This is a genomic window from Gardnerella sp. DNF01180P (assembly GCF_049244205.1).
In the GTDB taxonomy this organism is placed as follows: Bacteria; Actinomycetota; Actinomycetes; order Actinomycetales; family Bifidobacteriaceae; genus Bifidobacterium; species Bifidobacterium swidsinskii.
Genome location: NZ_CP058386.1, coordinates 1,020,563 through 1,044,472, shown reverse-complemented (window position 1 = coordinate 1,044,472; position 23,910 = coordinate 1,020,563). Strand labels below are relative to the sequence as shown.

General features: G+C 39.8%; 15 protein-coding genes and 1 tRNA gene. 12 read left to right on the top strand and 4 right to left on the bottom strand.

All coding sequences use genetic code 11. The features are described 5' to 3' along the window. The first annotated feature begins 31 nt into the window (after nt 1–31). The 8 genes from HXT40_RS04045 to glgX all read left to right on the top strand — a co-directional run bounded on the left by HXT40_RS04045 (nt 32) and on the right by glgX (nt 11,966). Nucleotides 32–613: a tryptophan transporter gene (locus tag HXT40_RS04045; protein WP_012914058.1), complete on the top strand. Its 582-nt coding sequence runs from the start codon at nt 32–34 to the stop codon at nt 611–613. A gap of 202 nt (nt 614–815) precedes the next feature. Beyond that, nucleotides 816–2,699, top strand: coding sequence for an ABC transporter ATP-binding protein (locus HXT40_RS04040; RefSeq protein WP_103013977.1), 1,884 nt, complete (start codon nt 816–818; stop codon nt 2,697–2,699). Between the two features lie 59 nt (nt 2,700–2,758). Then, nucleotides 2,759–3,532 (top strand): energy-coupling factor transporter transmembrane component T family protein, encoded by a 774-nt coding sequence (locus HXT40_RS04035; protein WP_116431772.1) that lies wholly within the window; start codon nt 2,759–2,761, stop codon nt 3,530–3,532. Nucleotides 3,533–3,586: 54 nt separating this feature from the next. After that, on the top strand, nt 3,587–4,672 hold the full coding sequence (gene menA, locus HXT40_RS04030) for a 1,4-dihydroxy-2-naphthoate octaprenyltransferase (protein WP_410310463.1): 1,086 nt from the start codon (nt 3,587–3,589) through the stop codon (nt 4,670–4,672). A gap of 232 nt (nt 4,673–4,904) precedes the next feature. Continuing rightward, a complete protein-coding gene (locus HXT40_RS04025) occupies nt 4,905–5,693 on the top strand; it encodes an ANTAR domain-containing response regulator (protein WP_049762317.1) in 789 nt (262 codons plus the stop codon). Nucleotides 5,694–5,771: 78 nt separating this feature from the next. Further along, entirely contained in the window at nt 5,772–8,849 is a 3,078-nt protein-coding gene (gene polA, locus HXT40_RS04020) for a DNA polymerase I (protein WP_103013978.1), read from the top strand. Nucleotides 8,850–8,870: 21 nt separating this feature from the next. Then, nucleotides 8,871–9,755, top strand: coding sequence for a Nif3-like dinuclear metal center hexameric protein (locus HXT40_RS04015; protein ID WP_103013979.1), 885 nt, complete (start codon nt 8,871–8,873; stop codon nt 9,753–9,755). An 81-nt stretch (nt 9,756–9,836) separates the two neighbouring features. Then, nucleotides 9,837–11,966: a glycogen debranching protein GlgX gene (gene glgX / locus HXT40_RS04010; RefSeq protein ID WP_012914065.1), complete on the top strand. Its 2,130-nt coding sequence runs from the start codon at nt 9,837–9,839 to the stop codon at nt 11,964–11,966. Between the two features lie 107 nt (nt 11,967–12,073). Here the strand turns inward: glgX and HXT40_RS04005 are convergent, their stop codons facing one another. Further along, nucleotides 12,074–13,177 carry a hypothetical protein gene (locus tag HXT40_RS04005; RefSeq protein WP_004111335.1) on the bottom strand — a complete coding sequence of 368 codons (1,104 nt, stop codon included), beginning with the start codon at nt 13,175–13,177 and terminating at the stop codon, nt 12,074–12,076. 184 nt (nt 13,178–13,361) lie between these two features. Between HXT40_RS04005 and HXT40_RS04000 the strand changes: the two genes are divergently transcribed. Beyond that, nucleotides 13,362–13,435, top strand: a tRNA-Pro gene (locus tag HXT40_RS04000). An 81-nt stretch (nt 13,436–13,516) separates the two neighbouring features. After that, nucleotides 13,517–14,878, top strand: a complete 1,362-nt coding sequence (gene aroA / locus HXT40_RS03995; protein ID WP_033888764.1) for a 3-phosphoshikimate 1-carboxyvinyltransferase — start codon at nt 13,517–13,519, stop codon at nt 14,876–14,878. An 80-nt stretch (nt 14,879–14,958) separates the two neighbouring features. Here the strand turns inward: aroA and HXT40_RS03990 are convergent, their stop codons facing one another. The 3 genes from HXT40_RS03990 to HXT40_RS03980 all read right to left on the bottom strand — a co-directional run bounded on the left by HXT40_RS03990 (nt 14,959) and on the right by HXT40_RS03980 (nt 20,810). Next, nucleotides 14,959–16,188, bottom strand: coding sequence for an acetate/propionate family kinase (locus HXT40_RS03990; protein WP_064621523.1), 1,230 nt, complete (start codon nt 16,186–16,188; stop codon nt 14,959–14,961). A 150-nt stretch (nt 16,189–16,338) separates the two neighbouring features. Then, entirely contained in the window at nt 16,339–18,045 is a 1,707-nt protein-coding gene (pta, locus tag HXT40_RS03985; protein WP_410310462.1) for a phosphate acetyltransferase, read from the bottom strand. 287 nt (nt 18,046–18,332) lie between these two features. Next, entirely contained in the window at nt 18,333–20,810 is a 2,478-nt protein-coding gene (locus tag HXT40_RS03980) for a phosphoketolase (protein ID WP_004111342.1), read from the bottom strand. Between the two features lie 402 nt (nt 20,811–21,212). Here HXT40_RS03980 and guaA point away from each other — a divergent pair, with 402 nt between their 5' ends. Both guaA and HXT40_RS03970 read left to right on the top strand, forming a co-directional pair. Next, nucleotides 21,213–22,775, top strand: a complete 1,563-nt coding sequence (gene guaA / locus HXT40_RS03975; RefSeq protein WP_004111344.1) for a glutamine-hydrolyzing GMP synthase — start codon at nt 21,213–21,215, stop codon at nt 22,773–22,775. Nucleotides 22,776–23,746: 971 nt separating this feature from the next. Next, nucleotides 23,747–23,878 (top strand): lacticin 481 family lantibiotic, encoded by a 132-nt coding sequence (locus HXT40_RS03970; protein WP_004111352.1) that lies wholly within the window; start codon nt 23,747–23,749, stop codon nt 23,876–23,878. The last annotated feature ends 32 nt before the right edge of the window (nt 23,879–23,910 follow it).

The following is a 23,910-nucleotide window of genomic DNA, read 5'->3' as shown; positions in this document are numbered from 1 at the left end:
ATTTGATTATCGCATTATGAAGGAGAAGATTATGAATCAGGAAATTAGCGAACATGCAGATAGCATGATTAATGCTGTAAGCATTAAAAAGCATGCTTTAGATATTACGTCTTTAGTGTTGGTTGCAGTTCTTTTTGCAGCAGGATGTATTCTTGACTTTACTGCTGCAAAAGCACTTTCAATTGGAAACATTAAACCAAACTTTTTAATCGCATCATTCTGTCTTGCAATCTTGCTTGTTCGTCCAAATGTTATTCAGGGCGCGATTATTGGTGCTTTGGCTGCAACTTTGATGCAATTTAACGCATCTATTCCTGGTCTTAATTATGTTTGCGATATTCCGGCAGCGATTGTTATGACTTTGATGATTATGGCTTATGTTCGCGTTTTCCCTAAGGATGCTGCTAGAAAGTTCAGTATTTTCCCACTTATAGCAACTTTTATAACTACAGTTGTTTCTGGTTTAATATTTGCTTCTACTGCATCTTTCTTTGTTCTTCATTCTCCTAAGACGATTTTTGTTATGCTTCCAATCATTTTTGGAACTGCTGTGTTTAATGCTGTTGTTGTTGAAGTGCTTTACACCCCAATTCGACTCGTTCTGCATAAGTAAGTGTTTGAATTTGTTTTGGATGATTTATTTTAGATGATATGTATTTTGGATAATATGTATTTGATGATTTTGTTGAATAGTTTGTGCTGGATAATATGCAGCAAGTCATATAATCATCAAAGAATATAATCGCAGAATAAATATAATCGTAAGATATCATTAGTAATTGTAATTGTTAGGTTTCTAAGAGTTAGGAATTATTGTGCCTTTGCTTGAGCTAAAAGATGTGTCTTTTAAGTATGTGAATCGGAATAAAGATGATTCTTTAGACTCTTCAGAGGCACAAGATTCCACTTTTGCACTAAAAGATGTAAGTCTTAGCGTAGAATCTGGCGAATTTGTGGGAATTATTGGTCCTTCTGGCTCTGGAAAAACAACTCTTGCTTCGCTTTTTTCTGGCGCGATTCCGCATCATTATTCTGGCGAACTTTTAGGAAGCGTTAAGATTGCGGGTCAAGACACTAACAATCTTGCTTTAACTAACATTGCTTGCTTGGTTGGATCTGTTATTCAAGATATTGATGCGCAAATGGTTGCCGCAAATGTTGAAGATGAGATTCTTTTTGGCTTAGAAAATTTTGGCGTTGCGCATAGCGAAATACCAAGTCGAATAGATGAAGCTTTGCAAATTGTTGGCATTAGTGATTTGCGTAACCGTGATTTAGACACTTTGTCTGGAGGTCAAAAGCAGAAGGTTGCAATTGCTGCTATTCTTGCGCTAAAGCCTAAAGTTATGGTGTTAGATGAGCCGACGTGCGCTTTAGATCCTGTTTCTTCTAAAATGATTTTTTCGATTCTTAAAGATTTGAATAAGAATTTTGGAATAACGGTTGTTGTAATTGAGCAAAAAGTTGCGCTTTTAAGCGAGTATTGCAAGCGTTTAGTTGTGCTTTCTAATGGCATTTTGTCGCTTGATTTGCCTGTTAGCCAAGCGTTGAAAAATATGGATTTGCTTTATTCTATTGGAATAAATTATCCGCGTACTACGCATTTGGTTAATGATTTACAGCGTGAGAATATTTGCTCTAAAAGCGATTTGCCTGTGTCTGTAGAAGATACAGTAAATACTATTGTTAATACGATTAATAGTGAAAAATCTTTGACTTCACATGTTGATTCACATAGTGAATTTGATAATCGTGAATGCGATTCAAATAAATCGGCGCTTGCTTGCGACTTTTCACACGAATCGCAAGTCTCTACACAATCTTACGCACAAAATAAATCGAAAAACGATTCACCATGTCTTTCGCTTAAAAACGTCAGTTTTTTGTATCAAAGTGGCGTTAGTGCGCTAAAAAACGTGTCTTTTGAAGCTTACGCTGGAGAGCTCGTAACTCTTGTTGGTAGAAATGGTGCTGGCAAAACAACTATTACCAAAATTATTAATGGTTTATTAAAACCAACAGAAGGCAACGTAACAATTGATGGCGTTGACACTAAGTCTCTTCGTATTAGTCAAATAGCAAAATATGTATCTACCTTATTTCAAAATCCTGACCGACAATTATGCAAAGAAACGGTACTTGAAGAAGTTACTTTAAGCTGTATTTTGATTGGTCAGAATGAGGACGAAGCTAAAGCTCACGCAATGGAAATTATTGATGAGTTGGAGCTGGATTCTGAAGCTAGCCCGTTTATGCTCTCTCGTGGCCAGCGTCAAATGGTTGCTTTAGCTGCAACAGTTGTAACAAATCCTAAGATTCTTCTTCTTGACGAGCCAACTTGCGGTCTTGATTACAAGGAATGCATGAGAATTATGCAAGTTGTAGAGCGTTTAAGAAAAAACGGTTGTTGCGTGATTATGGTTTGTCACGATATGGAAGTTGTGCTTGATTATGCAACTCGACTTATAACAATTAATGATGGAAAGCTTATTATTGATGGTTCAGCGTACGATGTGTTTGAAAAACCGGAAGTGTGCTCTGCTGCAGCATTGTATCCACCATTATTGTGTTCCGTTTCTCAAGGCTTGGTTGCGCATGGATTTAATAAGTGCAATGGCTTGTATGTGCGCGAAGAATTAGTAGAAGCGTTGCGCGGCGAAAAAATCACAAAACAGACTGTACAGAATCAGCAGAATTAACAGAAGCAATAGCAAATAAAAGTAGCAAATAAAAGTAGAAGTAAAGGCGTCTGATATTTATGAAAACGAGATTATTAACTTACCAACCAGGTAACACTTTTCTTCATCGCACTAATCCTATTGCAAAACTAATTCTTGCTACGAGTGTTGTAATAAGCGTGTTTATTGCTAAACAGTATTCCGCGCTTATTGCGCTTGCAGCTATTATTTTTATTGGCATGGCTTTTACTCGTGTTGTTAAAACATTATCTGGTCTTATTAAAGCTATGTTAATAATTTCTTGCGTAATGTTTTTGCTGCAGACTGTTATTGCTCAAAGTGGCAACTATATTTTCTTGTGGTTCACATTGCACGGCATTGATATTGGTGCAAAAGCTGCTTTGAGATTGTTCTGCTTTGCTTTTCCTCTTGTTACCGTACTAACAGTAACTAAATTAAACGATCTTGCAAATGCTGTAGTGCAATATTTGCATGTGCCGTACTGCTACGCTTTTACTATTACAACGGCAGTGCGTTTCGTGCCAATTTTTGCTTACGAAATGTCTCAAATCACAGAAGCTCAAATGGCTCGTGGTGTTGAGTATGATACTAAAAATCCGTTTAAAAAATTAAAACTCATGATGCCTCTTATTGTGCCTCTTTTGGTTTCTTCAGTGCGTAAAGCAGATAGTTCTGCGCTAGCAGCGGAAGAGCGCGGTTTTTATTTGCGTACACGCAAGTCTTCGTATTACAAATACCCATTCGGATGGCGTGGATTCTTGGCTTTAGTTATTTCTGCACTTATTATTGCTTTACCAATATGCACTTCAATCTTTTTGCCAAATTTAGTATAAAATATTTGTGTAAATCATAAATAAATAAATCATAAATAATTTATGAGGCTTTTGATGAAAAGTGTAAAAATTTGGCTTAAGGGTGCAAGAATTTACACGCTTCCAATAGGCTTAGTTCCTGTTGTTATGGCGTTTGCGGTTTCATTTAGAATGATACGATTTTCGTATTTTGAAGAACCAATTATGCATCTAGAGCAATGTTTTATACAATTTTTCTTGTGCTGCATGGTTGCTGCGTTTATACAAATCGCCGTCAATTATGCCAATGATTATTGTGATGGATTAAATGGCTTGGATGAGAATCGTAGTTTGCGTGCTTTAAGTAGCAATAATTCAAAACCTTTGTGCGATGTATCTTGGCGCCTTGCAAATGCTGGAATTTCCGCGAAATCTGTGCTTAAAGCCGTAATAATTTCTGCTTTTATTTCTTGTATTTTTGGTTTGATTATTGTTTTGCGAACTGGAATATATTGGTTTATTTTACTTGGAATTGCGTGCTTAGCTGCAGCATGGTTTTATGCAGGAGGTAAACATCCTTACGGTTATAAAGGTTGGGGAGAAGTAAGTGCGTTTGTATTTTTCGGTCCTGTTCCTTTTATTGGTTCGTTATGCGCAATTACATACGGAATTGGTATTCCAGAAACTAGCATATTTATCAATAACAGGCAAAGGATTTTGGCGTGTGTGCTAATATCTTGCATTCCTGGTGCTTATTCGGCTTGCTTAATGATGGTAAACAATCTTCGAGATATTAAAAGCGATAAAGAGCATGGAAAAATAACTGCTATGGTTAGAATTGGTGAGCGCAATGGTAGGCGTTTATGTGCTGCTATGAGCATTTTTTCTGCTGTTCTTTTGATTGCATATTCTATTTTGATTATTGTGTTACCTTCTGCAGTGCCGTCAATATGGCGATTTTATAGTGTTGAAGTTTTCCTCAGTTTTAGTGCGATTGTATGCAATGCTTCATGGCATTTATTTTTTGCTGCTTTTCAGTGGCTTTTATTGTTAGTCATTGTGATTAAAGCCTATAGGTTTACTAAATGTGTGCTTATAGGTGATTATAAGAATGCTTTTCCTATGTGCGTTGCTCAGGCAATACTTGGTGCGCTGGCTGTATTATTATCTGCGATTATATAAAATAAGCAAAATAGTGCTAACTGTATGTGTTTGTTCGCGCGTCTTGCAATTCTTATGATATTATTAATTGACACGAACATGGTGCGCGTGCGGTATTTTAATGACTTGCAAATTGTGTTATGATGCGCAATTTTCGCTAGTGTTTGTGAGTGTGCCGTTGCGTGAACGCCATGTTAAAGATGCATGGCGATGTTTCCTTGTGAATGTGTGGCAATGAAGTGAGGTTTTGAATATGCCAGGTATGGATGAAAATGAAGGGATAGAGCCGGCAATGCCTGAGGTACTTACTGATGATGAGCTGCGCAAAGCTGCAGATGATGAAGCTGTTCAGCGAGAAGCTAAAGAAAAGAAAGCCAATCATATTCGTACTGTAGTAGTTGCAGAAGATGAATCAGTTAATCGCATGGATTTAGTTGCAATGCTTGAAGATAACGGATATCAAGTTATAGGTCAGGCTGCTAACGGTCAAGAAGCTATTGAGTTGACTCGTGAAAATCATCCAGATGTTGTGTGTATGGATGTTAAGATGCCTGTTATGGATGGCATTACTGCCGCTGCAACAATCTGTGATGAGAATATTGCTCCTGTAGTAATGCTCACTGCTTTTTCACAGTCAGATTTAGTAAAACAAGCAACTGGTGCTGGAGCGATGGCGTACGTTACTAAGCCATATGAAGAATCTAAACTTCTTCCTGCTTTGGAAGTTGCTATGGGTCGCTTTAGCGAGATCAACGATTTATTAGATAGTGTTGAGCGTGCAGAAAACAAGTTACACGATGCTGAAGATCAGTTGAAGAAAACAGAAGAAAAGTTGAAGAAAGCTGAAGATACTTTAGAAGAACGTAAGCTTGTAGATCGTGCTAAGGGTCTTCTTATGGATAAGGCTGGATTCTCTGAACAGGGTGCTTTCCGCTGGATTCAAAAAACTTCTATGGATCAGCGTATCCCTAAGAAGCGTCTTGCAATGGCTATTATTGCAAAGTATAGCGATGATAAAGTAGAATCTTCATCTGAAAATTAGTAGGGTTATATTTATTCATTTTTATATAAGTGCATAGTTATTTATTAGTAATTACGGAACGTGGGTGAGTAGTCAACAGTGAATACCGACATCGTTGAAGAACATTCTTCGGAACTTAAGAATGAGAAAGGAACGTTGTTGGTTGTTGATGGCCATTCTCTTGCGTTCCGTGCTTTTTTTGCAATATCTGCGGATAATTTTTCTACTCGCTCTGGGCAAGCAACAAATTCCATTTGGGGATTTATTACTATGCTTTCACAGGTTGTAAAAAAAGAGAAGCCTGACCGCTTAGCTATTGCTTTTGACGTTAAAGGTGGAACTTTTAGAAATACTATGCTGCCTCAATATAAAGGTACTCGTGATGCTGCTCCACAGGAGCTTCTTTCGCAGCTTCCTATCATTCAACAGATGCTTAAAGCTCTTGGTGTCACTTATATTGAGAAACCCGGTTATGAAGGTGATGATGTTATTGGCACTCTTGCAGTAATGGGTTCGAATGCCGGTTATAGAACTTTAGTACTTTCTGGCGATCGTGATGCATTCCAACTGATAGATGACAATATTACTGTTTTATATCCAGGACAGCATTTTAAAGACTTAAAAGAAATGGATAAGAATGCTGTTTATGAAAAATATCATGTTACGCCTAAGCAATATCCTGATTTAGCAGCGTTAAGAGGAGAAACTGCAGATAATATTCCAGGAGTTCCAGGTGTTGGAGATGGGTACGCTGCTAAATGGATTAATCAATTCGGCAGCCTAGAAAATATTATTGAACATTCGAATGAGATTAGCGGTAAAAAGGGAGAAGCTTTAAGAGAAAATATTGATCAAGTTCGTTTAAACCGTAAAGTTAATGCTTTAGTTTGCGATTTGGATTTAGGCGTAACTGTAGATGATTTGTGCTTTGGTGATGTTGATGCTGCAAAATTAGGAATCTTGCTGTCTCAACTTGAATTTGGCGAATTAAAAAAGAGAAAGATTCTCAAAACTTTTAGCAACGGTATGCAACAATCTATCGAAAATAATATGCGTATAATGTTTTCGTCTACGTATGAAGGTGACGTTAATGACGATAAGCTAGCTCAAAGTGCTCAATCAAATATTGACGCAGAAAATTTTCAAGAAATGCTAGCAGGCATTGACTTACATCATGTTAAAACTGTAGAGGACTTTATTGATTGGGAGAATTCAGTTTCTTCTTTGCTTTATACAAAAATAAAGAAAGATTCAAAAAATACTGAAGATACTTTCGATCAAGTAAGTTCTGAGGAAGAGAATTTTGAAGAATTAAATTCCGAAAAAATTATAAATAATTCTCGTAAATGTGCTGAACCTATACTGAAAAATCAAGAAGTAGTGATATACGCTCATGAGTGCAATAAGAATTCAAAACATCATTTTGAGTTGATTGCAGATTGTTTAATAATTCTTATTGCTAATAAAGCTGCAATATTATATACGACTGATTTGCAATCGTCAGATCAAGCTTTGCTTGAGATGTTGCGAAAGTTCTTGCAAAAAAATTCCTCAATAACAGTATTGCATGACTATAAAAAGCATTTGGGATTGCTAAAATCGCTAAAATTATTCGATTCGAATAATTCATTTGGCACTCCACTTCTTGATACTCGATTGGCATCATATTTATTGGAGCCAGATTTTCGAGCTGAGACTTTAGAAAATATGGCTGAGCATTATTTAGATATTCAGTCAGTTGAAGATAATTTGGGTGAAAATGAAGCTAAGCAAGGTGAGCTTGATCTTCTTATTGACAATGAAGTGTCATCTAGTGAAGAAGAAACTAATGAAAAGCAAACTCAAGCACGTGAAGCAAAATTCTTGAAAACTGCGCTTCTTATTCGTCTTTTGGCTCTTCATTTTGCTTCAACACTTGACGATAGGAAACAAACTGGTTTGATGACTGATTTGGAAATGCCTATTTCGCGAGTTTTGCGTGGCATGGAAGACGTCGGTGCTGCAGTCGATATGCAACGTTTAAGTGGTATGCTTAAGCAATTTTCTGCAGATGCTGAGTTTGCGCAAAATATGGCTTGGAAAGTTGCAGGTAGTTCTGTTAATTTACAAAGCCCTAAGCAGTTGCAACAAATACTTTTTGAGCATTTTGGTCTTAAACCTACTCGTCGCACAAAGAATGGCTCGTACACGACTAATGCCGAAGCTTTGCAAGCTATGTACGTTAAACTCGATCCCGAAGAACCTGCAAGTCAATTCTTGGGTGCTTTACTTAAACATCGCGAAACTAATAAATTGAAACAGATTGTGCAAAGTTTAATTGATGCAGCTCATTATGACGATAGGCGCATCCATACAACTTTTGAGCAGACTATTGCAGCAACTGGTCGTTTAAGTTCTGCTGATCCTAATCTTCAAAATATTCCTAATAGGAATGCTGCTGGTCGTGAAATTCGTGCTGCTTTTATTCCAGGAGAAGAATTTGAATATTTAATGAGTTGTGATTATTCACAAGTTGAGCTTCGTATTATGGCCCATGCATCTCATGATAAAACTCTTATCGAAGCATTCCGTTCCGGCGTAGATTTTCATAAATATGTTGCTAGCTTAGTTTATAAGATTCCTGTTGAACAAGTAAGTCCGGATCAACGTTCTCACGTAAAAGCTATGAGCTATGGATTGGCATATGGATTGAGTACTTATGGGCTGGCAAAACAGCTTTCTATTAGTCCGGCTGAAGCTGAAATGTTAAAAAATAAGTATTTTGATACTTTTGGCAATGTTCATGACTATTTGGAATCTCTTGTGTCGAAGGCAAAAGAACTTGGGTACACAGAAACTATGTTTGGTCGACGTAGGTATTTCCCGCAACTTTCTTCCAATAATCGTGCATCTCGTGAAGCTGCTGAGCGCGGAGCTCTTAATGCTCCAATACAAGGTACTGCCGCAGATATTATGAAACTTGCTATGCTTCGTGTTGATTTGGGATTGCGTGAAGCAAAAGTGCGCAGCCGCGTAATATTGCAAATACATGATGAATTGATTCTGGAAATTTCACATGGTGAGCAAGCGCAGGTAGAAAATATTGTGCGTAAAGCTATGGAAAATGCTGTGCATTTAGACGTTCCTCTTAATGTTTCTACTGGAGTTGGTGTAGATTGGCAACTAGCAGCGCATTAGCACTGCTTAAAGGTAGAAGAAATGATTAGATTAAGCAAAGTAATTGAAGCTATAGAAACATTGTACCCATTAAGCTTTGCTGAAGAGTGGGATGAGCCTGGTCTTATTGTTGGAGACTTGAATTCCCAAATTCAGCGAATCGTATGTGTTAGTGATCCTACGATTAGCGCAGTTGATCGAGCGTTATCAATGGGTGCAAACCTATTAGTGACTCATCATCCGCTATTTTTCAAAGCTGTGCATGGAGTTTCAAACGAAACTGTTCGTGGCGAAATTGTGCAGCGCTTAATTAGTAATAATTGTGCGCTATGGGTTGGTCACACTAATGCGGATGTCGCGTGGCGCGGAGTTGCTCATGCTGCGGCAGAGTATTTTGGTCTTCATAATTTGCGTCCAATTGTTGTTTCTAAACAGATTGATTCTGCTGGACGTAACATTGGCTTAGGCAGAATTGGTGTTTTGGATGTGCCAATATCATTGCGTGATTTTGCGCAAAATGTTTTTAACGTTCTTCCTCATACAAAAGTTGGTGTTCAAGTTGCTGGAAATCTTGATGCGAAAGTTAGTACAGTAGCTGTTTTGCCTGGTTCTGGGGAAAGCTTGTTAGATGAAGTTCGCAGGGAAAAAGTTGACGTATATGTTACAAGCGATTTGCGTCATCATCCTGCACTTGATGCAATTGAGCGAGCTAAATATGAATCGAAACTGCGTCTTTCTTCTGGTGAAGATTACATTCAACACACATATCCTATGATTATTAACACTTCTCATAGTGCTATTGAATCATTGTGGTTTACTTATGCGATTAATGATATTGCTGATTGCATAGAAGAAATGTATGGAGAGCGTCCAGAAGTTGCTTGGTTAGGTGAAGCTTGCGATCCATGGAATTACGTTATTAATTGAGGCTTTCATTTAAATTCAATCTTTTTTTAAATAACGTCAACATGACGTGAAAACTACTCGAATATATGAGATACTTATATTATGCATATACGACCAGGTTCCATGTATCCGCTTGGCGCAAACTATGATGGCGCTGGCGTGAATTTTGCGCTGTTTTCCGAAGTTGCAAAGCGCGTTGAATTATGTTTATTTGATGAGCATGATAACGAAACACGTATTGATATGACTGAGCAGAACTCATACGTGTGGCATAACTATGTTTCAGGCATACAGCCTGGTCAGCGTTATGGTTATCGTGTTCACGGACCTTATGATCCTTCTCATGGTTTATGGTGTAATCCTCATAAGTTGTTGCTTGACCCATATGCCAAGGCGATTGAAGGAAATATAGACGGTGATGAGAGTCTTTTCTCGTATTGGTTTGATAATCCAGATGATATTTCAGCAATGAATACTTTGGATTCTGCAGACCATACGATGAAGGCTGCAGTTATTAACCCGTATTTTGATTGGGGTAATGATCAGCATCCTATGATTCCGTATCATGATTCTGTTATTTACGAAGCTCATGTTCGTGGAATGACTAATCTTGATAAACGTGTTCCTCCAGATATTAGAGGCACTTATGCTGGACTTGCACATCCAAGCGTTATTTCTTATTTAAGGAAGCTTGGTGTTACTGCAATAGAATTGATGCCTATTCATCAGTTTGTAAATGATTCTTTCTTGCAAAATAAAGGATTAAGTAACTACTGGGGATACAACACTATTGGTTTCTTCGCTCCTCAAAATTCTTACTCCAGTTCTGGTCAGCGCGGAGAGCAAGTTAACGAATTTAAATCAATGGTTAAGGCATATCATGCTGCAGGTATGGAAGTTATTCTAGACGTGGTTTACAATCACACTGCTGAAGGCAATGACCGTGGTCCTACTTTGAGTTTCCGTGGTATTGATAATCGCGCATATTATCGCCTTGTAGATAATGACCAGCGTCATTATTTTGATACTACCGGTACTGGTAATTCCTTACTTATGCGTTCTCCAAAAGCATTGCGGTTAATCACAGATAGTTTGCGTTATTGGGTAACTGAAATGCATGTTGATGGCTTCCGTTTCGATTTAGCAGCAACTCTTGCGCGTCAGTTCCAAGAAGTAGATAAACTTTCTGCATTCTTTGACATTATTGAGCAGGATCCTATTATTTCAAGTGTAAAACTTATCGCTGAGCCTTGGGATATTGGTGTTGGTGGATATCAAGTTGGTGGATTCCCTCCAAGTTGGTCCGAATGGAATGGAAGATATCGCGATTGTGTCCGCGACTTTTGGCGTTCACAACCATCTACATTACCTGAATTTGCCAGTAGACTTATGGGTAGCTCAGATTTATATGAGCAAAATGGACGAAAGCCTGTAGCTTCCGTGAACTTTATTACAGCTCACGATGGCTTCACTATGAACGATTTAGTTAGCTATAACGAAAAACATAATGAAGCTAATAAGGAAGGCAATTGCGATGGTGCGAACGACAATCGTTCGTGGAATTGCGGTGTTGAAGGACCTACTAATATTCACGATGTTAATGAATTGCGTGAACGTCAAATACGTAATTTGTTCTCAACTCTTTTGATGAGCCAGGGTATTCCTATGATATGCGCTGGTGATGAAGTCATGCGTACGCAGAAGGGCAATAACAATGCTTATTGTCAAGATAACGCTATTTCGTGGATAAGTTGGGATTATAACGAAACTCAACGAGATATGTTCGATTTCGTTTCCAAGCTTATTCACTTGCGATTAAAGCACCCTGTGTTGCATCGTCGTCGTTTCTTTACGGGTCGTTCTGCTGGAGATGATGTAAGCGATATTCCACAAGTTGAATGGCTTGATCATAACGGTACTGTTATGGATATGGAGGACTGGTCAAATACTCATGCTTTATCTGTGATGATTTATTTGAATGGTTCGGATATTCCAGAAACTGACTGGTATGGAACGAGAATGGTTGATAATGACTTTATTCTTATTTTTAATGCGCATTATGAACCTATTACTTTTACTTTGCCAGATAAACGTTATGGTGAGAAGTGGAAGTTGATCGTGGACACATATAATCCAAAGGGTCCAGAATTGTTATATGAGGCAGGATTTAATATTGTTGCACAATCTCGTAGTTTCTTGCTTCTTATGAGTGAGCATAAACCAGAACATTAAATATTATGCTTTATTTGTAAAGAATTTCGTGACTTGTAAAAACTAAAAGCAGCGCAGAAATTTAAGTTTCTACGCTGCTTTTGTTAGTTTAATTTATCTTTTTGTTCTTATTCTATTTGTGCTTTTGAGCTTCTATTTAATACTAAAGCTTGATTTATTTTTGATTGAAGACGATCGCTTTGCATAGCCGCAACTTGTCGTGAAAATACAATAATCCATCCAAGAAATAGCAGACACGATAATGCTTCAACATTTGTAAGAGTATTATTTCCATGTATCCACTGATTTCCTGCCCACGCAGTAAGAATAACCGCTAAATCGGAAGCAATATAGAATGTGCGAGAAAGCTTAGGCGCAAGCCATGGAAGACATACAAGCATTGTGCAAATTAATCCTGTTACTCCTCGAGCACACAAATCATGTAAGAAAGGATGTGGTGTGTATCTAAAAGTTCCTATTCCAATAAACGATATTCCTCCAAGAATCAGCAAAGCTGCCATAACAGTTGTGCGCATCTTGAAGTGTTTAATTAGTTTTTGGCTATTGTGTTGCAGCATTTCATGCTGCGTTGCAACGAATTCAGTAATAGCAAAGTAGCTCGTTATGATAATGCAAATTCCTGACAAAACAAGTGTTGCATTAAACATACTAGCTGCAAATGTTGTGCGGTCTCCAAGTTGAGAGAAATTATTGTTATACCAGTACGGATCATCTGTCGTAAGACCTGCAGTTGCAGCTCCAGAAATAACGAATAATGGCAGGAGAGAAGCCACTGTTTTAGCTTCGAGAAGTTCAGCCTGAATAAGAGTTGCGTATCCAACAATTCCAGATAATGCTGAGCATAATACTGGTAAATAACTGTTCATTGCTGCTCTGCCAATAATACTATTAATAATAGATAGCAAAGCAAAAGACATAAGAAACATTGTCGCGCCGTAAATCGTAGAAAGTGCTGTTATTTCAAACGCATGCTTAGCTACTCGAATTAAGTGATGGCTGATAACTTTTTTATTTGTACGCAAGTATCCAACAATAAAAGCGCCTACGCTGCACAAAGACACAATAGTTGAAGCTGTAAGGAATAGTCGCTGACTAATTTGCCAAAACGCTGGCATTGTTACCATATACATTCTCATAATAATCATTCCACAAGCTGCGCAAACTATGAATGATATTAAGCCCATTGCCTCTGTTCGCTGGAAGCGTCCCATACTTAGCCCCTTTTTCTTCAAACTAATTCTATTGTATCGTTTGGTAGCTAGTAATGAGTTTTGCTAGTTGAATTTTGTAATGAAGAAAAAATTTTCATAATACGTGTGTCGTAATTTGCATTTGTCTGCAAAGTGCGCTATTGTAATTGATTGTGCTTGGAACTGGTAATCAGTTCAAAAGTCTCGGGGTGTAGCGCAGTTTGGTAGCGCGCCTGCTTTGGGAGCAGGATGTCGCAGGTTCGAATCCTGTCACCCCGACTTTTTATATCTAATGAAATATGCGTATTTTTGCTTTTTATTCTTATTTAGCAGTACATGTTAATCGATAGTATTCATAGTATGAGTGATATTAACGATATTGCAGATTGCACTACTCCTTGGAAAGCACCGTATGCTAATCATCAATTAAAAGCTTATATTGAGGTTCCTGGCAGTAAATCTTTGTCGAATCGTTATTTAATTTTGGCAGCTTTGGGCACAAAATCAGTAGTTTTACAAGGATTATTGCGCTCGCGCGACACGGATCTTATGATTAACGCTTTATCTACATTTGGCGTTAGATGTGAGTCATTAAATGAAGATGGAACTAAGCTTCGTGTAATTCCTCCAGAAGACGGAGTTTTTAGAGTTCCAGATAATGCTGAAGTGTATTGCGGTTTAGCTGGAACTGTAATGCGTTTCGTTGCAGCTTTAGCTTTATTTGCAAATAAAGCTGTGCGATTTGATGGCGATAAGCAAGCTTATGCTCGTCCTATGAAGCCAGTTCTTGACGGTTTAGAGCAGCTTGGTGCTCGCGTAAAATATCACGAAGAAGAGGGTTTTTTACCTTTTACTATTACGCCACCTTCAGTCGAATTTAAAATAAATAATTTTTCTGAAAAAATCGTGCAAATTGATTCTTCTTCATCATCACAATTTATTTCTGCGCTGCTTCTGATTGGTTCACGTATTCCTGGTGGATTAGAGCTTAAACATATTGGTGACACATTGCCAAGTATGCCACATATTCGCATGACTATGGACGATATTTGCAAAGCGGGTGGGTCTGTAAATATGACTAGCAACGCAATGTGGCATGTTAAAGAGAGTAAAATAAATCTAGCTAACGTTGTTACTATAGAGCCTGATCTTTCTAATGCTGCGCCATTTTTAGGAGCATCATTGATTGCTGGAGGAAGTGTCAGTATACCTAATTGGCCGTTTTCTTCAACTCAACCTGGAGGATTGCTTCCTGGAATATTAGAAAAAATGTGTGCAAAAGTTAATTTTGAAAAAACAGGTGATGATGCTGGAATAATGCATGTGGAAAGCGATAGTGCGATTAAAGCAATTCCATATCTTGATTTGAGTGCAGCAGGGGAGATTGCTCCTAGTATTGCAGCTATTCTTGCTTTTGCGGACGGTCCAAGTGAACTTCATGGTATCGCGCATTTGAGAGGGCATGAAACGAATCGTTTGCAAGCGTTAGTTAATGAATTGAATCGAGTTGGGATTGGCGCTAAAGAGCTCGAAGATGGAATTCGTATTGAGCCAAGTAACCATATGCATGGGGAAGTAATGGAAACTTATGCGGATCACAGAATGGCAACTTTTGCTGCAATGCTTGGATTGCGCATAGAAAATATAAGAATCAAAAATATTTCTACTACTCGCAAAACGATTCCTGATTTTCCAGGCATGTGGCATAAAATGCTTGAATAACAAATAATCCCGAGCCTTTTTGACCCGGGATTATTTATATCTATTTATTTGTTTGTTCTACGCAGTTAAGCGCAAACAATTTAGTGCTTGAACTTGTTGCCGTAGCTATCTTCGCCAGCTTCAGCAATAGCTGCAGCCTTGCGTGCGATAGCCAACTCTTCGTTCGTTGGAATTACAGCAATAATCACAGAGCTGTCTGGAGTGGAAATAACGCGTGGCTCCTTAGAACGAACCAAATTCTTTTCCTTATCGAGCTTAACGCCGAATGGCTCAAGCTTTTCGCATACGCGAGCGCGTACAATTTCGTCGTTTTCGCCGACACCAGCTGTGAAGGTAATGACATCAACGCCGCCCATTTGAGCAGTATAGTTGCCAATATAACCAACAATGCGGTGCACGTATACGCCGAGAGCGAGCTTAGCGTTTTCATCGCCTTCTGCGATGAGCTTGTGAATATCACGCAAATCGCCATGACCAGTCATACCCATCATGCCTGAACGCTTGTTGAAGAGAGTATCAAGTTCGTCCACGTTCATGTGAGCGTTGCGAATAAGGTGGAAGACTACAGCTGGATCAATATCGCCGGTACGGCCACCCATCATTAAGCCTTCGAGTGGGGTTAAGCCCATAGAGGTTTCAACTGGCTTGCCAGAAATCTGAGCAGAAGCAGAAGCACCGTTACCAATGTGCAAAACAATCTGCTTCAAACCTTCTGCAGGCTTACCTACAACGCTTGGAACAACAGAGCCAATGTATTCGTGAGAAGTGCCGTGAGCACCGTAACGACGAATATGATAGCGGTCTGCAATTTCCTTATTCAAAGCATAAGTTGCTGCAACCTGTGGCAAAGCATGGAAGAAGGAAGAATCGAATACCATAATCTGCGGAACGTCTGGCAAAAGTTCAGTCATGACTTCAGCGCCAACAGCTTCTGGGCCGTTGTGAAGTGGAGCCAAAACTGCCAAATCCTTAACCTTATTGATTGTCTTTTCATTGACTAATGCAGGCTTAGGGAATGTTAAGCCACCCTGAACAACGCGGTGACCGACAGCAACAATGCCAGACTCTGAAAGCTTTGGACCATATTCTTCGAAGAATCCAAGTACGCGTTTTAAGCCCTGCTCGTGGTCGTGAACTGGCTCATCGAACTCATGCTTTTCGCCATTGAATACGTGCTTGTAGTGTCCGTCAACTGGCTCGCCAATCTTCTCAACGATGCCGGAAGCGATACCTTCACCGCTTTCTAAGTCAACGAGCTGATACTTAATCGAACTGGAACCAGAATTGATAACAAGAACGGTTTTTGCCATGTGGGCATCCTCCATAAGTATTGATAAGGCTTGTAAATTGCCACGCTCTAGTTTAGCGTTAAGTTCCTACAAACTTAAAGATATTGAGTGCAATGCAATACCTAAAAATCGTGTATGCACTGTGGTGCTGTTTTAGGAGCTTTATTATGTTTATTCTGATTGTGCTTCTAAAGCGGTTAAAGCAACAGTATTAATAATATCTTGTACTAAAGCTCCTCTAGATAAATCATTTACAGGCTTATTTAATCCTTGCAAAATTGGACCAACAGCCAGCGCTCCGCTAGAGCGTTGCACGGCTTTATAAGCGATATTTCCTGCGCACAAATCAGGGAATACGAATACATTCACATGACCAGCAATACTATTATTTTTTGCTTTTGCTGCAGCAACTGTAGGAGACCATGCTGCATCAAACTGTATAGATCCAACAATTGCTAAATCAGGTGCCTTTTCTTTCGCAATGCGTGTTGCTTCTTCTACAGTATCAACATCTGGTCCTTTGCCGGAACCAAGCGTTGAGTAGGATAGCATTCCAACTTTAGGGTTGAGCCCGAAAGTCTCAGCAGTGTGTGCAGACTGAATAGCAATATCAGCAAGCTGTTCTGCACTAGGATTTGGGTTGATTGCACAATCTGCAAATACAGATACGTGATCTTTGAAGCACATAAGGAATGCTCCAGAAACCAGCTTAGAACCAGGCTTAGTTTTGATAACTTGAAGAGCAGGACGTACAGTGTTAGCTGTTGAATTTACTGAACCAGAAACAAGACCGTCTGCCTGTCCTAGTACTACTAGCATAGTGCCGAAGTAGCTTGCATCTGTTAGTTGTTCACGTGCTTGTTTTTCTGTCATTTCTTTCTTTGCTCTTAATTCGCAAAGTTTTGTAATCATATGGCTTAGCATTGCTTCATCGTGCATAGATTGGAAACTAGCTTTGCAAAGAGAATTGAGGTTTAGTTCTTCTGCTCGAGCAAGAATAGATTCGCGTTCTCCAATGATAATTAGATTTACAATATCACGTTCTAGCAAATAGTTTGCTGCTTTAAGAATGCGATCTTCTTCTCCTTCTGGAAGAACTATAGTTTTCTTATTTTCTTTTGCTTTTCCTAATAAACTGTATTGGAAAGCATAAGGTGTAGTTGGAGCTTTAAATGGTTGGTGGAGAGCATTAAGAACATCATTTTCTCGAACGCAATTTACGAATGTTTCTAATGAAGAATTTTTAGTTTCTTCATCTATTGGTGGCAAAACCCATAATGGAGTTTGGCTTACTCGGGATGCTTCGTCGTCTGAGTTTGCATAATTCCTAGAGCTATAGTCACGCATCAACTCAGCTCCAAGTTCTGGATCGCAGTTTGTAACAAATACTCCTAAAACCTGTGTGCATGATTTAAGAACGCAAGCATTAGCAGAATCTATAGTTTGTAAAATTTGTTGTGAGTTTCTGCCTTGAGCTGAAACTGTGAGAAAAACAGGTGATGCCAAGTCAGCTGCAACAGTTGCGTCGAAAGAAAACAGTTCTGGATCATATGCTGGGTTTGCGTCACTAGAAACAATAATAGAAGCTTGAGCAGAAGTGGATTGCAATAATTCGTTATAGCGTGCAACGATATCTCCGCGCACTGTATCTTTATTTGTTCTAACTATTTCTGGAGTTGTTGCAATAACTTGCTCTAATTTCGTTGAAGTATTTGCGATACCCAAAAGTTGTTTAGTAAAAGTGTCATTTGGTTGAGCGCATGGACGAAAAACAGTAGTGCTGTAGTTATTAGACAGAATATGTGTTATTCCGAATGCAACAGCATTTCTGCCGTACATATCTTCGTTGCCGATAATTGTTACATTAATATGCGACACGATGCGTTCTCCTTTGATACTTCGTGTTACTGCTAGGTTTATATTGTTAATGTAAGTTTTGCATTTTGCAATATAAACAAACTTTTTCTATTGTACGGCTTATCTACGTTGTACACGCACAAAATAGTAATTATAAATGTAATTTATTTTGCATATAACCAGTTTTATTGCATTGTTTGTTTTTAATAGATGAAGCTTTTTTGTTTTAATACACAAAACGGGAGCCAACCTTTTGATTGACTCCCGAAATGTTTTAGCTAACCAGTTTTAACTTTATCAGCTTAAAACTACTCGTTATCGCCTGCGGTTGCAGCGGTAGCGGTGACAGCGCCTGGCTTGTCGGTCTTAACGCCTGGCCATACCCAATCGGTGTAGTCTGGGTGATCAAGACCCTTGTCGACTGCATACTGGAAGGCTTCGAGGCGGAAGTCCTCGAGCTTCTTGATTTCGTCGGCATACTTAGCTGCGTCAACCATGCGCAAAGCTTCAGCGGTAAGCTCGTAACGATCCATGTCGTTCACGCGAACCATGTCGTATGGCGTGGTGGTGGAGCCCTGCTCCTTGTAGCCATGGACGTTGAAGTTGTCGTGGTTTGGACGATCGTAAATCAAGCCGCGAACGTCATGTGCATAGGAGTGATAAGCGAAGAGGACTGGCTTGTCAGCAGTGAAGAGTTCAGTGAACTCTTCGTCAGTCAAAGCTTCGTTGTTTTCCTTAGCGGACTGCAACTTGAGCAAGTCAACAACGTTAACAACCTTGAACTTAACGCCAAGCTTGTTCAACTTGTCGGCAGCTGCCATCAATTCCTGCTGTGGAACATCGCCAACACCAGCGAGAACAACCTGAACTTCGTCATTGTTCTTAGCGTTGGAAGCCCACTTCCACTCAGCAGCACCCTTCTCGAGCTCTTCGCGAGCTTCGTCGAGAGTCAACCAAGTAGCAGCTGGCTGCTTACCAGCGAAGATAGCATTAATCATGTTGGTGGACTTGTAAGCCTTTTCAGCAACAGCAAGCAACATGTTGGAATCTACTGGGAAGTAAATGCCAATTACGTGATCGTTGTTGAAGGTCTTGTTCAAGAGCACGGAGGTTACGCCTGGATCCTGGTGCGAGAAGCCGTTGTGATCCTGACGCCATACGTGAGAGGATACCAACAAGTTCACAGAGGAGATTGGCTTACGCCATGGAATCTCGCGAACGGTAGCCTCAAGCCACTTTGCGTGCTGGTTCAACATGGAGTCGATAACGTGTACGAAGGACTCGTAAGAGCTCCAGATGCCGTGACGACCGGTGAGCAAGTAACCCTCGAGGAAGCCTTCCATCTGATGCTCGGAAAGCTGCTCGGTAACCTGGCCGGTAACAGCCATGTGCTCATCAACTAAGCCGGAGAGATAGCCAGCATCCCACTGCTTATTGGTTACTTCGTAAGCAGCCTGCAAACGGTTGGAAGCAGTCTCATCTGGTCCGAAGATACGGAAGGAATCTGGGTTGTTCTTGATGATGTCACGAGTGTAAACACCAAGACGACGGGTAGCTTCGAGCTGACCCCAGCCGTGACCGAATTCCTTAACTTCCTTGACTTCGTAATCTTCAAGCTTTGGAAGCTTCAAGTCTTCACGAATACGACCACCATTGGCGTTTGGATTTTCGCCAATACGGAGTTCGCCCTTTGGCATGAAGGAAAGAACGTCTTCCTTAACAGCACCCTTTTCATCGAAGAGCTCTTCAGGCTTGTAGGACTTCATCCAGTTCTTCAAAACCTCGAAGTGAGCTTCGGTATCGCGAGCAGATGCCAGTGGCACCTGGTGTGCACGCCAAGAACCTTCGGTCTTCTTGCCATCGATGAACTTCGGGCAGGTCCAACCCTTTGGAGTGCGGAAGATAATCATTGGGTAGTAAGGACGAGTTACATCGTTAGTTTGAGCCTCAGCCTTAATATCGCAAATTTCATCGAAGATAGTTTCGAACATGTCAGCGAAGCGACGGTGGATGGACATATGATCCTCATCGTCGAAGCCAGCAACGAACTCGTATGGTTCGTAACCCATGCCATGGAAGAACTCATGAAGCTCTTCATCGGAAATACGGGAAAGAATTGTTGGGTTAGCGATCTTATAGCCATTCAAGTGCAAGATTGGAAGCACGATACCATCGGTACGTGGGTTCACAAGCTTGTTGGACTGCCAACCGGTAGCCAAAGGACCGGTCTCAGCTTCACCATCGCCAACGATTGCTGGAACGAACAAGCTTGGGTTGTTCATAACAGCGCCGTAAGCGTGGGAGAGTGCATAACCAAGCTCGCCACCTTCGTGGATGGAGCCTGGGGTTTCAGGAGCGAAGTGAGAAGGAATACCGCCTGGGTAAGAGAACTGGCGGAAGAACTTCTGCAAACCAGCTTCGTCCTTTGTAATCTTTGGATAGTACTCAGTGTAAGTACCGTCGAGGTAGGACTGAGCAGTACCAGCTGGACCGCCGTGGCCTGGACCCATGATAATCACGGTATTCTGCTGGTGGTCAGCAATGAAACGGTTGATGTGGCCAATAAGGAAGTTAAGACCTGGAGTGGTGCCCCAGTGGCCCACCAGGCGATGCTTAACGTCTTCGCGAGTGAACGGCTCCTTCATTAGAGGGTTGCTGCGAAGATAAATTTGGCCAATTGCAAGATAGTTGGCAACGCGCCAGTACTTGTCTACGCCTTCGATAGCTGCCTCGGAAACTGGAGCGTTGAGCTTCTTCCAAGGTGTGCCAATAACAGGACTCGTCATGTGTACTCCTGTACTCAAGCACTTTTCAGTGCAATTTGATCATTACCATTTGGTTATAGAGACTGGAAAACAAATGTATTACAGCTCTTTTTCCATCCGTTTCAGTATAGTGCCAGCGTCTGACTTTTGTTCGTTTGGTTACTTCTTCGTGCATTTGTGTTGAAAAAATGTGTGATTATGTGCGTAAAAAATGAGCCATTTGTATAGATTATGTTATATTTAATGTTCATTTTATACTTTATAGTTAAGCGTTTCGCACAAAAATCTGTCAACGTTATTTTGCAGTGTTAGACTGTACGTGTAACTTTTGTGTTTAATTTTCGGCGTTTTGTAATTACGTAACGTCGCAAAGTTTCACTATTATAAGTTGAATCGTATTAGAACTTATATATAAGGAGAATCATGGCAAAAGGACCAGTGCTTGTCGTTGATTTTGGCGCTCAATATGCTCAGCTTATTGCTCGTCGAGTGCGCGAAGCAAATGTGTATTCAGAACTTGTTCCTCACTCTATGCCAGTTGACGAAATGCTTGCTAAGGATCCTCAAGCTATTATTCTTTCAGGCGGTCCTGCTTCTGTTTATGAACCAGGTGCTCCTGACATTGATCCAAAGATTTTTGAAGCAGGTGTACCGGTTCTTGGTATTTGCTATGGCTTCCAGGTAATGGCTCATGAGCTTGGTGGCGATGTCGATAAAGCTGCACTTGGTGAGTATGGCAAGACTGCTGCAACTATTGATGATTCTGAAGGTTTACTTTCCGGATCTCCATCTGCGCAGAATACTTGGATGAGTCACGGTGTTGCTGTTAAGCGTGCTCCAGAAGGTTTTACGGTCTTGGCTCACACAGAAGGTGCTCCAGTTGCAGCAATGCAAGACGAAAGTCGCAAACTTTACGGTGTGCAATGGCATCCAGAAGTTAAACACACTCCATTGGGTCAGGAACTTATATCTACATTCTTACATAAGTGTGCAGGACTGAATAATAATTGGAATCCTTCTAACATTATTGAGGATCAAGTTGCTAAGATTCGCGCAGAAGTTGGGAATGCACAAGTTATTTGTGGTCTTTCTGGTGGCGTAGATTCTGCTGTTGCTGCAGCATTGGTGCATAAAGCAATTGGCAATCAGCTTACTTGCGTTTTTGTTGACCACGGTTTGCTTCGTAAAGGCGAAGTTGAGCAGGTTAAGCATGATTTTGTTGAAGCAACAGGCATTAAACTTATTGCAGTTGATGCAGAAGATGACTTTTTGAACGCACTTAAAGGCGTGAGTGAGCCGGAGCGCAAGCGCAAGATTATTGGCGAAAAGTTTATACGCACTTTTGAAAAAGCTCAGCGTCAAGTTATTGAAGAAGCTGGTAAAACTGGAGCTGAAGTTAAGTTCCTTGTGCAAGGCACACTTTACCCGGATGTAGTTGAGTCCGGTGGTGGTGATGGTGCTGCAAATATCAAATCTCATCACAATGTTGGAGGTTTGCCAAAAGATTTGAAGTTTAAGCTTATTGAACCTTTGCGTACTTTGTTTAAGGATGAAGTTCGTGCTATTGGAACTGAGCTTGGACTTCCAGATGAAATTGTTTGGCGTCAGCCATTCCCGGGTCCTGGTTTAGGTATTCGTATTGTGGGTGAGATTACACGCGAACGCTTAGCTGTTCTTCGTGAAGCAGATGCTATTGCGCGCGAAGAGCTCTCTAAAGCTGGATTGGATCGCGATATTTGGCAATGCCCAGTTGTTTTGCTTGCTGATGTTCATTCTGTTGGTGTTCAGGGTGATGAGCGCACATATGGTTCTCCAATTGTTTTGCGTCCTGTGAGCTCTGAGGATGCCATGACAGCTGATTGGTCTCGTGTGCCTTACGATGTATTGGCAAATATTTCTACTCGAATTACGAATGAATGTCGTCAAATTAATCGTGTAGTGCTTGATGTAACTTCTAAGCCGCCTGCCACGATTGAGTGGGAGTGACCGTCAAAGTAAATATGTAATCTGTAACGATTATTTAAGTCTTCTTAAATTAAGATTATATAAATTAATTTGTTTATAACTGAAATAGATCGTCAATGACTTTCAAAAGTAGCATGCTTAATTTTAGAAGTTTTATTTTATGAGTCGCGTTTACTATTACCAGAGTGTTTTTAAAATGACGTGGATATGTGTGCCCCTTTCCTATAAATGTTTAGAAAAGGGGCACATGTAGTATCAGAGTGAGTTGCAGAAAGTATATCTGTTAATGATTTTGTATCGTAACTTTTTCATTTCTTATTTGATGTATCATGATTATAATTAGTTTTGTATTGGTAAAGATCTTGGATAATACGTATCAATTAATAGATATTTATCTATAATCTATAAATTGAATTATTGTTTATATTTGTTGTTTAAATATTATGATTCTTTGTTTGCTGTTTTGCAAAAGTAATATGAAAAGTTTTTTTTATACTCTTATAAATGGGAGTTTTCAATAAAAGTTGTCTTTTGTCTGGTCCTCATCGAATTTTTTTTTCGCCTATAATCCGAGTTGTGTGCACGGCTCATTAATAGTTGGTGTTTTACTCTAGAGGTTTTTATTTTGCAAAGACATAGGCTATGACAAACTTAGCTATTCCTGTATTGTTTGAAGAGGATCCCTAACGTTGTTGAGTGGTGAAGTTATTTGTAGATATGTTTTAAAAGCTATCATTTTAGTATGAGGAATGTTTATGATGCTGTGTATTCAATAGCTTAGGTGAGTTGCATGTATCAAAAACTAACATGAAGATATATATCTTATGCATAGAACTACATGTACCCTATAGTGGACAAAATATGCATGTTGATGGATAGGCACTTTTATATTTGTGATTATTAAATTGTCCTAAGTAACTAGGAATAGGTGAAGTTCTTCCTAATCTCTATTAACTACATTATTTTATTTGGATACCTCAAAGGAGACGAACATGAAAGATGTACTTGTTGAGATTACAGATGCTGAATTAGATGAAATTCTCGGTGCTGGAGATGGAGTCATGCATACATTGACTCATGAATGCCATATGAACACTTGGCAATTCTTGTTAACCTGCTGTTAAGACCATAAAGAAGTTAGGAAGGATTTCACCTA

Coding starts and splice junctions, on each gene's coding strand:
- HXT40_RS04045 (WP_012914058.1), top strand. CDS start 32: ATGAATCAGGAAATTAGCGAACATGCAGATAGCATGATTAATGCTGTA.
- HXT40_RS04035 (WP_116431772.1), top strand. CDS start 2,759: ATGAAAACGAGATTATTAACTTACCAACCAGGTAACACTTTTCTTCAT.
- menA (WP_410310463.1), top strand. CDS start 3,587: ATGAAAAGTGTAAAAATTTGGCTTAAGGGTGCAAGAATTTACACGCTT.
- HXT40_RS04025 (WP_049762317.1), top strand. CDS start 4,905: ATGCCAGGTATGGATGAAAATGAAGGGATAGAGCCGGCAATGCCTGAG.
- HXT40_RS04015 (WP_103013979.1), top strand. CDS start 8,871: ATGATTAGATTAAGCAAAGTAATTGAAGCTATAGAAACATTGTACCCA.
- glgX (WP_012914065.1), top strand. CDS start 9,837: ATGCATATACGACCAGGTTCCATGTATCCGCTTGGCGCAAACTATGAT.
- HXT40_RS04005 (WP_004111335.1), bottom strand. CDS start 13,177: ATGGGACGCTTCCAGCGAACAGAGGCAATGGGCTTAATATCATTCATA.
- aroA (WP_033888764.1), top strand. CDS start 13,517: ATGAGTGATATTAACGATATTGCAGATTGCACTACTCCTTGGAAAGCA.
- HXT40_RS03990 (WP_064621523.1), bottom strand. CDS start 16,188: ATGGCAAAAACCGTTCTTGTTATCAATTCTGGTTCCAGTTCGATTAAG.
- HXT40_RS03980 (WP_004111342.1), bottom strand. CDS start 20,810: ATGACGAGTCCTGTTATTGGCACACCTTGGAAGAAGCTCAACGCTCCA.
- guaA (WP_004111344.1), top strand. CDS start 21,213: ATGGCAAAAGGACCAGTGCTTGTCGTTGATTTTGGCGCTCAATATGCT.
- HXT40_RS03970 (WP_004111352.1), top strand. CDS start 23,747: ATGAAAGATGTACTTGTTGAGATTACAGATGCTGAATTAGATGAAATT.